This window comes from Pseudomonas sp. 58(2021) (assembly GCF_017491585.1).
Lineage (GTDB): Bacteria > Pseudomonadota > Gammaproteobacteria > Pseudomonadales > Pseudomonadaceae > Aquipseudomonas > Aquipseudomonas fluorescens_BT.
Map to the genome: position 1 here is coordinate 141,325 of NZ_JAFGYZ010000009.1, position 12,413 is coordinate 153,737.

The 12,413-nt window shown below is 61.6% G+C and carries 14 protein-coding genes; 7 read left to right on the forward strand and 7 right to left on the reverse strand.

From position 1 onward, the window contains the following. Window positions 1-9: 9 nt before the first annotated feature. The 4 genes from J5M72_RS12755 to J5M72_RS12770 all read right to left on the reverse strand — a co-directional run bounded on the left by J5M72_RS12755 (window position 10) and on the right by J5M72_RS12770 (window position 2,685). The gene (locus J5M72_RS12755; RefSeq protein WP_207865619.1) at window positions 10-684 is read right to left on the reverse strand and encodes an urease accessory protein UreF; all 675 of its coding nucleotides are present in this window, start codon (window positions 682-684) and stop codon (window positions 10-12) included. After that, a complete protein-coding gene (gene ureE / locus J5M72_RS12760) occupies window positions 681-1,181 on the reverse strand; it encodes an urease accessory protein UreE (protein ID WP_169428640.1) in 501 nt (166 codons plus the stop codon). The genes J5M72_RS12755 and ureE overlap by 4 nt, the downstream gene beginning before the upstream one ends. Before the next feature lie 221 nt (window positions 1,182-1,402). Further along, window positions 1,403-2,035 carry a TetR family transcriptional regulator gene (locus J5M72_RS12765; protein WP_007950628.1) on the reverse strand — a complete coding sequence of 211 codons (633 nt, stop codon included), beginning with the start codon at window positions 2,033-2,035 and terminating at the stop codon, window positions 1,403-1,405. 185 nt (window positions 2,036-2,220) lie between these two features. After that, on the reverse strand, window positions 2,221-2,685 hold the full coding sequence (locus J5M72_RS12770; protein WP_207865620.1) for a hypothetical protein: 465 nt from the start codon (window positions 2,683-2,685) through the stop codon (window positions 2,221-2,223). 380 nt (window positions 2,686-3,065) lie between these two features. On the opposite strand from J5M72_RS12770, the gene J5M72_RS12775 reads away from it, so the two are divergent. After that, window positions 3,066-5,141 carry an AsmA family protein gene (locus tag J5M72_RS12775; protein WP_207865621.1) on the forward strand — a complete coding sequence of 692 codons (2,076 nt, stop codon included), beginning with the start codon at window positions 3,066-3,068 and terminating at the stop codon, window positions 5,139-5,141. Window positions 5,142-5,252: 111 nt separating this feature from the next. On the opposite strand, the gene J5M72_RS12780 is transcribed toward J5M72_RS12775, so the two are convergent. Next, window positions 5,253-5,783: a ferritin-like domain-containing protein gene (locus tag J5M72_RS12780; protein WP_064379129.1), complete on the reverse strand. Its 531-nt coding sequence runs from the start codon at window positions 5,781-5,783 to the stop codon at window positions 5,253-5,255. 98 nt (window positions 5,784-5,881) lie between these two features. Then, the gene (locus J5M72_RS12785) at window positions 5,882-6,784 is read right to left on the reverse strand and encodes a LysR substrate-binding domain-containing protein (RefSeq protein WP_169428643.1); all 903 of its coding nucleotides are present in this window, start codon (window positions 6,782-6,784) and stop codon (window positions 5,882-5,884) included. 119 nt (window positions 6,785-6,903) lie between these two features. On the opposite strand from J5M72_RS12785, the gene J5M72_RS12790 reads away from it, so the two are divergent. The 3 genes from J5M72_RS12790 to J5M72_RS12800 all read left to right on the forward strand — a co-directional run bounded on the left by J5M72_RS12790 (window position 6,904) and on the right by J5M72_RS12800 (window position 8,830). Next, entirely contained in the window at window positions 6,904-7,542 is a 639-nt protein-coding gene (locus J5M72_RS12790) for an NAD(P)H-dependent oxidoreductase (RefSeq protein WP_207865622.1), read from the forward strand. Further along, window positions 7,543-7,848, forward strand: a complete 306-nt coding sequence (locus J5M72_RS12795; RefSeq protein ID WP_007950617.1) for a multidrug efflux SMR transporter — start codon at window positions 7,543-7,545, stop codon at window positions 7,846-7,848. 91 nt (window positions 7,849-7,939) lie between these two features. Next, on the forward strand, window positions 7,940-8,830 hold the full coding sequence (locus tag J5M72_RS12800) for a triacylglycerol lipase (protein ID WP_169428645.1): 891 nt from the start codon (window positions 7,940-7,942) through the stop codon (window positions 8,828-8,830). On the opposite strand, the gene J5M72_RS12805 is transcribed toward J5M72_RS12800, so the two are convergent. After that, a complete protein-coding gene (locus tag J5M72_RS12805; protein WP_169428646.1) occupies window positions 8,827-9,720 on the reverse strand; it encodes a DMT family transporter in 894 nt (297 codons plus the stop codon). The genes J5M72_RS12800 and J5M72_RS12805 overlap by 4 nt on opposite strands. A gap of 98 nt (window positions 9,721-9,818) precedes the next feature. Here J5M72_RS12805 and J5M72_RS12810 point away from each other — a divergent pair, with 98 nt between their 5' ends. From J5M72_RS12810 to J5M72_RS12820, 3 genes are all read left to right on the forward strand, one after another. Beyond that, window positions 9,819-10,613 carry a helix-turn-helix transcriptional regulator gene (locus tag J5M72_RS12810; protein WP_207865623.1) on the forward strand — a complete coding sequence of 265 codons (795 nt, stop codon included), beginning with the start codon at window positions 9,819-9,821 and terminating at the stop codon, window positions 10,611-10,613. 63 nt (window positions 10,614-10,676) lie between these two features. Then, a complete protein-coding gene (locus tag J5M72_RS12815; RefSeq protein ID WP_169428648.1) occupies window positions 10,677-10,982 on the forward strand; it encodes a PsiF family protein in 306 nt (101 codons plus the stop codon). 332 nt (window positions 10,983-11,314) lie between these two features. Next, a complete protein-coding gene (locus J5M72_RS12820; RefSeq protein ID WP_207865624.1) occupies window positions 11,315-12,328 on the forward strand; it encodes a hypothetical protein in 1,014 nt (337 codons plus the stop codon). Window positions 12,329-12,413 lie beyond the last annotated feature (85 nt).

Below are 12,413 nucleotides of genomic sequence, written 5' to 3' on the forward strand. Positions count from 1 at the left end.
AAATAGGCCCTAGGAACGGAACAGGCGGCTGTACTGGCGCTCATGGGCCATGCACGCCAGGGACAGACCGAACGCGGCACTGCCGAGGTGTTCGGGATTGATTCGGGTGGCGCCCTGCTGGGCCTGTTGCAGCAGCGGCAGCAGTTCGCTGGTCAGGCGCTGGGCGGCTTGCTGGCCCAGCGGCAGGGTTTTCATCAGCACCGCGAGCTGGTTTTCCAGCCAGCTCCACAGCCACGCGGCGAGGGCGTCCTGCGGGCTGATCTGCCAGGCGCGGGCTGCCAATGCCCAGCACAGGGCCAGGTGCGGTTCGATGCATTGCTCAAGAAAATCGCGGGCCGGTGCGTCGAGCTCGGGCAAACCGTTGAGCAATTGCTGCAATGAGTAGCCCATCTGCCGGCTCTCCAGATGCAGCTCGCGGGTTTCGCGGCTGGCGCGGTGGCTTTCGCAGATACGCAGCAGCTCATCCCAATTTTCGTCCGCTGCGGCCTGGCAATGGGCGAGCAGCATGGGCGCTTCAAACCGCGCAAGGTTGAGCAGCAATTGATCGCTGATCCAGCGGCGAGCGCTGTCCGGGCTGTCGACGCGGCCGTTATCCACCGCCATTTCCAGGCCCTGGGAATAGCTGTAGCCGCCAATCGGCAGCTGCGGACTGGCCAGGCGCAGCAGCGCCCAGGCCGGGTTCACAAACGGACGCCGAACTGATGGAGTTTCGGCGCGTAGTTGAAGTCTTCGTCACCGTGCCGCGAATGGTGATGGCCGCCACCGTAGGCGCCGTGTTCCGGCTGGAACGGGGCTTCGATCGATTCGACCTGCGCACCCAGTTGTTCAAGCATCGCCTTGAGCACGTAATCGTCGAGCAGGCGCAACCAGCCGTCACCGACCTGCAGCGCGACGTGGCGATTGCCCAAGTGATAGGCCGCGCGGGTCAGTTCGAAGGTGTTGGCGCAGGTGACGTGCAGCAATTGTTCAGGGCGGGCACAGACCCGGACGATCCGGCCATCTTCGGCTTGCAGGCATTCGCCGTCATGTAACGGCGGCTGGCCGCGCTCCAGAAACAACCCGACGTCTTCGCCTTCGGCACTGAAACAGCGCAGGCGGCTTTTGCTCCGGGCCTCGAAGGTCAGGTGCAACTCGGCGGCCCAGACTGGTTGGGGGTCGATTCTACGATGAATCACCAGCATCGGAAAGCTTCCAGCAATGGACAATGCTCAGGCTAGAGCAAGGGGCTTGCCAATCGGACGAGACGTAGGAAAACCCTGTCGGAGCGTAGTGGATGTTTCAAGATGTTGCAGGATTGTGAGGTGTTTTGGTGCATGAAATTTTTTGCATGCACCAAATCGGAGCCGTGATGCATGGCCCGCTCCCACAGGGGGAAATGTGTTGTGTGCGTAATAACAGGGAGCTACTCGGTGCTGCCGAGCCCTTGCCAGTGCTTGAGCCCGATAAAGATGAAGCGCAACTGCTGGGTGATCTTGGCCTGTGGCGTCAGATGCTCCGGCAGGGCTTCGGCCGGCGGGTCGATGATGTCCGGCAGGGTGGCGAACACCGATTTGACGATCAGGTCGGCCATTACGCTGAGGCCTTCGCGATTGAGGTGCTGGAGCTTGGGCATCAAGGCCAGGTCCGCCGCCAGGTCGGAGCTGATGTCCTCCCGTAGACGGCCGATGGCCTGACGCACCGGCAATGATCCACCGTACTGCTCACGAGCCAGAAACAGGAACTGCGAACGGTTGGCGCTGACGACGTCGAGGAAGATCCGCACCGAGGCATCGATGATGCCGCCCATGACGAATTCGTTGTGGCGCACCAGGCGGATGGTTTCGCGGAAGGTCTGTCCGACTTCGCTGACCAGTACCAGGCCGAGTTCATCCATGTCGGCGAAATGCCGGTAGAAACCGGTGGGCACGATGCCGGCGGTTTTCGTCACTTCACGCAGGCTCAGGCTGCCGAATCCTCGGCCGCTTTCCATCAAGTGGCGGGCAGCGTCCATCAGGGCGTTGCGGGTCTGTTGTTTCTGTTCGGCGCGGGGCAGCATCGCAAGGGTGTGTTCTTAGGCAAGACAAGCGCCGCACTCTAGCAAATCGGCTTTGTCGGCGTCGAACGGCAGCGGGGATGCAGGAGGGAATCGCGACTGCTTTATACAGGACTCTTCTTTACCAGCTTCTGAAAAGTCAAAAGCCCAATCCGGGGATTGGGCTTTTTTTCCAGGCCGCCATGGGCTTAGCTCAAAGCGCTGTTGCGTTCGATCACACGGTCACCACCACCTTCGGCCAGGGTTTGGCCTTGTGGGGTCTTGTCGTAGCCATCGGAAGCCAGGGTCTGACCTTGTGGAGTCTTGTCGTAGCCGTCGGAAGCCAGGGTTTGACCTTGTGGAGTCTTGTCATAACCGTCCTGGACCAGACCTTTTTCTTCCAGACGATCACGGCCGCCTTCGGCTAAGGTTTGGCCTTGTGGGGTTTTGTCATAGCCATCTTGAACCAGACCTTTTTCTTCCAGACGGTTGCGGCCGTTTTCAGCCAGGGTCTGGCCTTGTGGAGTGCGGTCCGAGCCATCAGCAGCAACGGTCTGGCTGAACACCGAGTGGCTGGTTTTGACTTGCGGAGTCGCTTGATCGGCAGCTGGCAGAGCGAAAGCGGTGCTGGCCAGCATCGAGAGGGTAAGACTGAACAGAAGTTGGCGTTTCATGATGGGTTGCTCCTTGGGAGGGCGATAAAGTGGGTACGAGGGCAATGCTACTCTCGATAAGTCGATATAAAAGTTCATAAACACAATGGTAATAATCAACAGAATTGATTGTTCGCTTGGGAGGCTCTAGCTCGGGCGTTTCAGGCGGGCGGTTTTGCACTGCGGTGGGTATTTTCCACCCACTCGCGCTCCGCAAATGTGCGGGGCCGGTAACGCCTGCTCGACCGATCGGTCAGAATGGCGACCGTTTTTCCCTCTATGAGGGCTTTGGATTAAACCTGCGGACTGTTTGTCAGTCACAGATTTCATGAGGGCCATCATGGCCTGCCGTTTCAGCTGCGTCGTGCCAATGGATGCAGTCGTTTTCAGGAGCTTTGTGCATGACGCGCACGCGTAAAATCTTCGCCTGGACCTTCGCCACCCTTGTGCTGCTTCTGGCGGTGCTGGTGTTGATCATCGTGTTTTTCGACTGGAACCGGATCAAACCGCCGCTCAACGCCAAAGTCTCGGAAGAATTGCACCGACCGTTCGCCATCAACGGCAACCTGTCGGTGGTCTGGCGGCGCGAACTCGACGAGGGCGGCTGGCGCGCCTGGGTGCCGTGGCCGCATGTGGTGGCCGAAGACCTGACGCTGGGCAACCCGGACTGGTCGAAGCAGCCGCAGATGGTCACCCTCAAAAAGGTCGAGCTGCGCATCTCGCCATTGGCCTTGCTGGCACAACGGGTGACGATCCCGCGCATCGACCTGACCGAACCCAATGCGCAATTGCAGCGCCTGGCCGACGGCCGCGCCAACTGGACCTTCAAGTTCGATCCCAAGGATCCGAATGCCGAGCCCTCGAACTGGGTGGTCGACATCGGTGCCATCGGCTTCGACAAGGGCCACGTCACTCTGGATGACCAGACCCTCAAGACCAACCTCGACCTGTTGATCGATCCGCTGGGCAAGCCGATTCCGTTCAGCGACATCGTCGGCGACAAAGCCGCGAAAACCGCACAGGACAAGGGCGGTGCACCGCAGGATTACGCCTTCGGCCTGAAAGTCACCGGTCAGTACCACGGCCAGAAACTCGCCGGCCAAGGCAAGATCGGCGGTCTGCTGGCCCTGCAGGATGCGAGCAAGCCGTTCCCGTTGCAGGCCCAGGCGAAGATCGGCGACACCAGCATCGAACTCGCCGGCACCCTGACCGATCCGCTGAATCTCGGTGCGCTCGATCTGCGCCTGAAACTGGCGGGTGCCAGCCTCGGCAATCTGTATCCGCTGACCGGCGTGACCCTGCCGGACACCCCGCCTTATGCCACTGACGGCCATTTGATCGCCAAGCTGCATGAGCCGGGCGGGGCGCAATTTCGTTATGAACAGTTCAACGGCAAGATTGGCAGCAGCGACATCCATGGTGATCTGGCTTACGTCGCCAGCCAGCCACGACCCAAGCTGAGTGGTGCGCTGTTGTCCAATCAACTGTTGTTCGCCGACCTCGCGCCATTGATCGGTGCCGACTCCAACGCCAAGCAGAAGGCCCGTGGCGGCGAAAGCAAGCAGCCGGCAGACAAGGTACTGCCGGTGGAAGAGTTCAAGACCGAGCGCTGGCGCGACATGGACGCCGACGTCGAATTCACCGGCAAGCGCATCGTTCACAGCGAAGAACTGCCGTTTACCGACCTCTATACCCACCTGAAACTCAACGACGGCGAACTGAGCCTGGAGCCGCTGCGTTTCGGCGTGGCCGGCGGCAACCTCGATGCGCAGATTCGCCTCAACGGTCGCACCGAGCCGCTGGAAGGCCGGGCCAAACTGACCGCGCGCAAGTTCAAGCTCAAGCAGCTGTTCCCGACCTTTGAACCGATGAAGACCAGTTTCGGCGAGCTCAACGGCGACGCCGACATCGCCGGTCGGGGCAACTCGGTGGCCAAACTGCTGGGCGGTGCCAACGGCAACCTGAAGATGCTGATCAACGACGGCGCCATCAGTCGTGAGCTGATGGAGCTGGCAGGGCTCAACGTCGGTAACTACGTGGTCGGCAAAGTCTTTGGCGACAAGGAAGTGAAGATCAACTGCGCGGCGGCGGACTTCGACATCAAAACCGGCCTGGCGACCACGCGGCTGTTCGTGTTCGATACCGAGAACGCGATCATCTACATCGACGGCACAGCGAACATGGCCACCGAGCAACTGGACCTGACGGTGACGCCGGAATCCAAGGGCTGGCGCCTGATTTCCCTGCGCTCACCCTTGTACGTGCGTGGCAAGTTCATCAAGCCGGATGCCGGGGTCAAAGCGGTGCCGCTGATGTTGCGCGGGGCGGGAATGGTGGCCTTGGGCGTGATCGCCGCGCCGGCGGCGGGGCTGCTGGCGCTGGTGGCGCCGAGCGGTGGCGAGCCGAACCAGTGCGCGCCGCTGTTGGAGCAGATGAAGGCGGGCAAGGCACCCGTCACAGTGAAACCTACAAAATGATCGGTGATTGACAGGGCCTCTTCGTCGGATCGCTGCCCGGACCAAGCCCGCTCCCACAGGGTTTCACTGAACCTGTGGGAGCGGGCTTGCCCGCGATTGGATCTGGAGGACTCAGAGGTCTTTCAGGATATCCGCCATGTCATCCGCATGCTCTTCTTCCTGAGCCAGGATGTCTTCGAAGATCCGGCGGGTGGTCGGATCCTTTTCGCCGATGTACTGGATGATTTCGCGGTAGCTGTCGATGGCAATCCGCTCGGCCACCAGGTCTTCGTAGACCATTTCCTTCAAGGTGTTGCCGGCCACGTATTGCGCGTGGGACATCTTCGACAGCAGGTCAGGGTTGAATTCAGGCTCGCCGCCCAGTTGCACGATGCGCTCGGCGAGACGGTCGGCGTGTTCGGCTTCCTGAGTGGCGTGCTCGAGGAACTCGTCGGCGGCGACGTTGGCTTTCAGGCCGTTGGCCATGAAGTAGTGGCGCTTGTAGCGCAAGACGCAGACCAGTTCAGTGGCCAGCGATTCGTTGAGCAGGCGCAGCACTTCTTCACGGTTGGCGCTGTAGCTTTCGGTCACCGCGCCGTTTTCCACGTGCTGGCGTGCGCGCTCGCGCAGGGTTTGAACATCAGACAAATGCAGGTCACTCATTTCAGTCTCCTGGAGGCTAATCCGATTGGCGTCACGTTCTGCTGACGTGATCGTTACCTGGTTGTGAGTGATGAACGCTGCAAAAAGTTTTGTCGGATTCAGCGCGGGACATGCCCGGAAAGCTGCGCCTCTTCGCGCAGCCAGGCAAAAAACGCCTTCACCGGCGGGTGCCGCTCGCGCCCCGGCACGCAAAGTGCGCTGTATCCGGCGCCATCGACCTGGACCTCGCCCTTGTACGGCACCAGCAGACCGCTGGCGACGCTTTGCGACACCAGGATGTTGCTCGCCAGCACCAGCCCCTGTCCGGCAATGGCCGCTTGCAGGGCGTAATGCTCTTCGTCGTATTCGCGGACGGCCGGGTGTTGATTCAACCAGTTTTCGCCCGACTGGGCGCACCAGGCCTCCCAACCGTGAGCGTAGAGCTTCGAATTGTGCCAATGCACGCTGATCAGCGCCGGGGTGCGGCGGGCGGCCAGCGCCACCTGTTCCGGCGAGCCGTACACGCCGAACGATTCATCGAACAGGCACAGCCCGTAGAGGTTCGGGTAATCGTCGAGGCTGTAGCGCAACACCAGATCGACGCTGGCGTCCTGATGCAGATCGATCACTTCGCAATGGGTATCCAGCCGCACATTGATGTTCGGATGTTTTGCGTAAAACCGCCCCAGGCGCGGCACCAGCCACAGCGCGGCGAACGCGGCGGTGGTCGACAGCGTCAGGCTGCTGCCGCTGCGTTGCGGGCGCAGGGTGTCGACGCTTTGCGCCACCTCCAGAAACGCCCCATGCAGGCTGCGGAACAGCCGCTCGCCACCCTCGGTCAGGCGCACCTGACGCGGCAGACGTTCAAACAGGGCGACGCCGAGCCAGTCCTCCAGCGAACGGATCTGATGGGAAATCGCCGTCGGCGTCACCGCCAGTTCTTCGGCGGCCGCCTTGAAACTAAGCAGGCGTGAGGCGGATTCGAACGCGCGCAGGGCGGTCAGGGGCAAGGCTGCGAACATGAAAGCTCCATGGATGAAATCAATTCATCCAGACTGATTTTTGCTCATTTGAGGCGATGAGGTGATGCCTGCAATCTGGCGCCACACAGTCACTCAAGTCTAGTCCCAAGGAGATTCAGATGAGCAAGATTCTTGTGATCCATGCCAGCCCTCGCGGTGAGCGTTCCCATTCGCGGCGTCTGGCCGAAAGCTTTCTAAGCGCCTGGCAAGTCCGTCATCCACAGGCTCAGGTTACTCGCCGTGAAGTCGGGCGGGCGTTGATTCCGGCGGTGAATGAAGCGTTTGTCGCGGCGGCGTTTTACCCGGAGCCCGAGGCACGGCCGCTGACGATGCAGGCCGATCTGGCGCTCAGCGATCAACTGGTGGGCGAGCTGTTCGATCACGACCTGCTGCTGATTTCCACGCCGATGTACAACTTCAACGTGCCCAGCGGCCTCAAGGCCTGGGTCGATCAGATCGTGCGTCTGGGCCTCACGTTCGATCACACCCTCGACAACGGCATCGCCCAGTACACGCCGCTGCTGCACGGCAAAAAGGCGCTGATCGTCACCAGTCGCGGCGGTTTCGGATTCGGTCCGGGCGGCGAGCTGGAAGCGCTGAACCACGCCGATCCATGGTTGCGCACCGCGCTGGGCTTCATCGGTATCAACGACGTCACGGTGGTCGCCGCCGAGGGCGAGGAGTCCGCTGAGCGCACCTTCGCGGTGTCGGTGGCCGAGGCCGAGCAGCGCTTGCTCGATCTCGCCCGGGAGTTCTAGGTGGCCTGGCTGTTTCTGCTGATCGCGGCAGGGTTTGAAGTCACCTTCGCCATGGGCATGAAATACGCCGAGGGTTTCACCCGGCTCTGGCCGTCGCTGATCACCGTGGTCGCGGCGGTGGGCGGGATTTATTTCCTGACCCTGGCAATGCGCGAGTTGCCGGTGAGCATCGCCTACCCGATCTGGACCGCCATCGGTTCGCTCGGCACGGTGTTTCTCGGTTTCGCGCTGCTGGGCGAGAGCCTGACGCTGGTGAAGTTGCTGTCGGTGGGGCTGATTGTGGCGGGGGTGGTGGGGCTGAAGTAGGCTGGTCGTGGAGTTGTCATCATCGAGGAGGATGCTTGGCGGGCGTTTTGCACGTCGTGCCTCCACCCACCGACCACAGGGATGTCTGCCCATGTCGCAGGAATCGGCCACACGTTATCCACTGGTGCTGGTGCCGGGAATGCTCGGTTTCATTCGTCTGGTGCTGTACCCGTACTGGTACGGGATCATCAAAGCGTTGCGCCGGGGTGGCGCGACGGTGATCGCGGTGCAGGTGTCGCCGCTCAATTCCACCGAGGTGCGCGGCGAGCAGCTGCTGACGCGCATCGATGAAATCCTGCGCGAGACCGGCGCGGCCAAGGTCAATCTGTTCGGCCATAGCCAGGGTTCTCTGACGGCGCGTTACGCGGCGGCCAAGCGTCCGGACCTGGTGGCGTCGGTCACATCGGTGGCCGGGCCCAATCACGGTTCGGAACTGGCCGACTATCTGGCGAAACACTATCCGGCGGACAGCGCCAAGGGCCGAATCCTCGAGGCGCTGTTGCGTTTTGTCGGCTGGCTGATGGCGCTGCTGGAAACCGGTTATCACGGGCCGAAACTGCCGGTGGATATCCACGCCTCGCACCATTCCCTGACCAGCGAAGGCGTGGCGCTGTTCAACCAGCGTTATCCACAGGGTCTGCCGCAAACCTGGGGCGGGCACGGGCCGGAAGAGGTCAACGGGGTGCGTTATTACTCGTGGTCCGGCACCTTGCAACCGGGCAAGACCGATCGTGGTGGCAACCTGTTCGACGGCACCAACCGCAGCTGTCGTTTGTTTGCCAAAACCTTCGTGCGCGAGCCGGGGCAGTGCGACGGCATGGTCGGACGCTACAGCTCGCACCTGGGCACGGTCATCGGCGATGACTACCCGATGGATCACTTCGACATCGTCAACCAGTCGCTGGGACTGGTCGGCAAAGGGGCGGATCCGGTGCGGCTGTTCGTCGAGCATGCGGCGCGGTTGAAAGCCGCCGGGGTCTAGGCGGCGCTCGGAGTGCGGGAGCGACCGAGGACGGTGGTCCAGCGTTCGGAAAGAATCACCCCGCCCAGCGTCAGCAAACCACCGACCAGGTGATACATCGCCAGTTGTTCCTTCAGCACCACCGCTGCAATCAGCGCGGTGATCAACGGCAGCAGGTTGAAGAACAGCGTGGTCCGGCTCGGCCCCAGACGCTGTACGGCCTGCATCCACGCCAGCGGCGCGAGCATCGAGGCCAGCAGGCACGCGTACAGCACCAGCGGAATGTTCTGCAGGGTCAGGCCGGTTTTCGGCGACGCGGCGTACAGCGGAAACAGCACCACCACCGCCACCAGCACCTGCAAATACAGCAACACCAGCGGCGGCAGGCGCAGCTGCCATTTTTTCAGCAGGGTGCTGTAGATCGCGTAGGCGAGGGTGGCGATCAGCATCATCGCGTCCCCCAGGTTCACCCCGTGTTGCAGCAGTGCGCCGAGACTGCCGGACGACACCACCACCAGCACACCGGCGAACGACAGCACCGCACCGACCAGCGCGCCGGCGGTCAGGCGCTGGCCGAGGCTGATGATTGCCATGGCCAGCGACATCAGCGGCATCAGCGACAGGATGATGCCCATGTTGGTGGCGCTGGTCAGGGTCGCGGCGAAGTAGGCCAGGCTCTGATAGACCGCCATGCCCAGCACGCCGAGGATGAAGATCTTGCCGAGATTCGGGCGAATCTGCGGCCAGTGCGCGATCACTTTCTTGAGCATGAACGGGGTAAACAGCAGGCCGGCAAGCAGCCAGCGGTAGAAGCCGATCTCGGCGGGGAAGATCGCACCGACGGCCAGCTTGTTGATCACGGTGTTGCCGGCCCAGATGAAAATCGCCAGCAGGGGAAACGCGTATTGCATGGGAGGAGAAACCAGTACGTTGATGAACGGCGATTATCCCCTGTCTGGATGCAGGCCTATACTGCGAACCGGACAACCTGCCTCTGATTCCGGACAGCATGAACAGTAAACACATCAATCTGCTGGATTTCAGCGAACTGCCATCGGCTGTGTATTTCCGCTACGCCGACTTCAACGCTCACGAATACGCCGCGCCGCACCGCCATCCGTGGGGCACGCTGGAGTACGCGGCCCACGGCGTGCTGCACATGGATGTCGACGGCAGTCGTTTCATGTCACCGCCGCAATACGCGGTGTGGGTGCCGCCGCAGGTCGAGCACAGTTTCTACAGCCATCAGCCGGTCAATTATCGGGCGGTTTGCCTGGCGCCGGATGTCTGTTGCGACTTGCCGGCGCAGGCCTGCACCCTGGCGATCAGCGATATTCTCAAGGCCATCCTCAAGGACTTCGCCGCCCGCGATGTGAAAATCCCCGCGCTCGAGGCCGACCAGAGATTGGCCCAGGTGTTGGTGGATCAACTGCGCCAGGCGCCGGTTCATCAGTGTTATCTGCCATACGCCAGCAGCCCCGGGTTGCTGACGATCCTCGAAACCCTGCAGGCCGAGCCCGGCAACAATGAGCCGCTGGCGCACTGGGCGGCGCAGGTGCATGTCAGCGAGCGCACGCTGGCCCGGCAATTCGTGCGGGAGTTGGGGATGAGTTTCGGCGAATGGCGTCAGCGGCTGCGCTATCTCGCGGCCATCGAGGCGCTGGAAAGTACGCGTAGCGTGCAGGAAATCGCCTTCGATCTCGGCTACAGCAGCGGCTCGGCGTTCATTGCCATGTTTGCGCGGCAGGCCGGATGTACGCCGGAACAATACCGGCGCAGTCACCTTGAGGCTAGGAAGGTGTAACAAGCTTTGACTACACTCAGCCGGAGGCCGTATCCATCGATGCGGCGACAAGGAGAAAACTCCATGAAGATGTTGCGTGTCCCTTTGTTGATGATCGGTCTGCTGCTGTGCTCCCAGGGTTTCGCCGCCACGGCGCAACAGAACAAGATGACTACGTGTAACGCCGACGCCACGGCCAAGAGCCTCAAGGGTGACGAGCGCAAAGCCTTCATGAGCACTTGCCTCAAGGCCGCGCCGGCCGCCAATGACGCCAAGACCCTGACCCCGCAGCAGGAAAAGATGAAGACCTGTAATGCCGATGCCAAGACCAAGGCGCTGACGGGTGATGCGCGCAAGACGTTCATGAGTGATTGTCTGAAGAAAAAATAAAGCGGGTTTGAGTGGTGACTGGCAGATGTGTCCGGCTTGGGATCCAGGCCCTCACCCTAACCCTCTCCCAGAGGGAGAGGGGACTGACCGCGTTGTTTCCAGGCATTCTTCGACCTGAAACATCCGGTCGATTATGGATTTGATACAGAGCTTTCAGGTCGCCGGATCACCCGAGCATCCCGCAATCAGTTCCCTCTCCCTCCGGGAGAGGGCTAGGGTGAGGGGTGGTTCTCAAGCCGAGCCCCAAACCTACAAACACCGCATATCCCTAGTGCTCCCCAAGGATCGCTGGCAGACTGCCAATCCTTTTACGCCGTTCGTTTTGAGGCTGTATGCCAACGTTTTCTGAGCGTCATGTTGTGTTCTGGGTCAGTTGCATCATCATTTTCGGCGGTCTGTTGCTGGTGTTGCCATTGCGTCTGCTGCCCAGTCTGCTGGCCGGGTTGCTGGTGTTCGAGCTGGTCAACATGCTCACCCCGCAACTGCAGCGGCTGATCGAAGGTCGCCGCGCACGCTGGCTGGCGGTGGCGTTGTTGGGCACGCTGGTGGTGAGTGTGCTGGCGCTGATCTTTGCCGGGGCCATCAGTTTCCTGCTGCACGAGGCGGAAAACCCCGGCGCTTCCCTCGACAAATTCATGGGCGTGGTCGACCGCGCGCGCGGGCAGTTGCCGCCGTTCATCGACGCCTACCTGCCGGCCAGCGCTGCCGAGTTCCGGGTGGCCATCGGCGACTGGATGAGCAAACACCTGGCCGACCTGCAACTGGTGGGCAAGGACGCGGCGCACATGTTCGTGACGCTGCTGATCGGCATGGTGCTCGGCGCGATCATCGCCTTGCAGCGCGTGCCGGACGTCACCAAGCGCAAGCCGCTGGCGGCTGCGTTGTTCGACCGTCTGCACCTGCTGGTTCAGGCGTTTCGCAATATCGTCTTCGCGCAGATCAAGATTTCCCTGCTCAACACCTTTTTCACCGGGATCTTCCTGGCGGTGATCCTGCCGTTGTTCGGGATCAAGCTGCCGCTGACCAAGACCCTGATCGTGCTGACCTTCCTGCTCGGTCTGCTGCCGGTGATCGGCAACCTGATGTCGAACACGCTGATCACCATCGTCGGCCTGTCACTGTCGATCTGGGTAGCGATTGCCGCGCTGGGTTACCTGATCTTTATCCACAAGCTCGAATACTTCCTCAACGCGCGCATTGTCGGCGGGCAGATCAGTGCCAAGTCCTGGGAGTTGCTGCTGGCGATGCTGGTGTTCGAGGCCGCGTTCGGCCTGCCGGGGGTGGTGGCGGGGCCGATCTATTACGCGTACCTGAAGAGTGAGTTGAAGCTGGGCGGGATGGTTTGATCCAGACTTCCAGCGTCTGAACTGGCCCTTTCGCGAGCAAGCCCGCTCCCACAGGATCACACTGAACCTGTGGGAGCGGGCTTGC

Excerpts from the sequence above, each read along its gene's own strand:
- J5M72_RS12815 (WP_169428648.1), top strand. The coding sequence starts at position 10,677 with ATGAAGATGTTGCGTGTCCCTTTGTTGATGATCGGTCTGCTGCTGTGC.
- J5M72_RS12805 (WP_169428646.1), bottom strand. The coding sequence starts at position 9,720 with ATGCAATACGCGTTTCCCCTGCTGGCGATTTTCATCTGGGCCGGCAAC.
- J5M72_RS12775 (WP_207865621.1), top strand. The coding sequence starts at position 3,066 with ATGACGCGCACGCGTAAAATCTTCGCCTGGACCTTCGCCACCCTTGTG.
- ureE (WP_169428640.1), bottom strand. The coding sequence starts at position 1,181 with ATGCTGGTGATTCATCGTAGAATCGACCCCCAACCAGTCTGGGCCGCC.
- J5M72_RS12790 (WP_207865622.1), top strand. The coding sequence starts at position 6,904 with ATGAGCAAGATTCTTGTGATCCATGCCAGCCCTCGCGGTGAGCGTTCC.
- J5M72_RS12820 (WP_207865624.1), top strand. The coding sequence starts at position 11,315 with ATGCCAACGTTTTCTGAGCGTCATGTTGTGTTCTGGGTCAGTTGCATC.
- J5M72_RS12770 (WP_207865620.1), bottom strand. The coding sequence starts at position 2,685 with ATGAAACGCCAACTTCTGTTCAGTCTTACCCTCTCGATGCTGGCCAGC.
- J5M72_RS12785 (WP_169428643.1), bottom strand. The coding sequence starts at position 6,784 with ATGTTCGCAGCCTTGCCCCTGACCGCCCTGCGCGCGTTCGAATCCGCC.
- J5M72_RS12800 (WP_169428645.1), top strand. The coding sequence starts at position 7,940 with ATGTCGCAGGAATCGGCCACACGTTATCCACTGGTGCTGGTGCCGGGA.
- J5M72_RS12765 (WP_007950628.1), bottom strand. The coding sequence starts at position 2,035 with ATGCTGCCCCGCGCCGAACAGAAACAACAGACCCGCAACGCCCTGATG.
- J5M72_RS12810 (WP_207865623.1), top strand. The coding sequence starts at position 9,819 with ATGAACAGTAAACACATCAATCTGCTGGATTTCAGCGAACTGCCATCG.
- J5M72_RS12780 (WP_064379129.1), bottom strand. The coding sequence starts at position 5,783 with ATGAGTGACCTGCATTTGTCTGATGTTCAAACCCTGCGCGAGCGCGCA.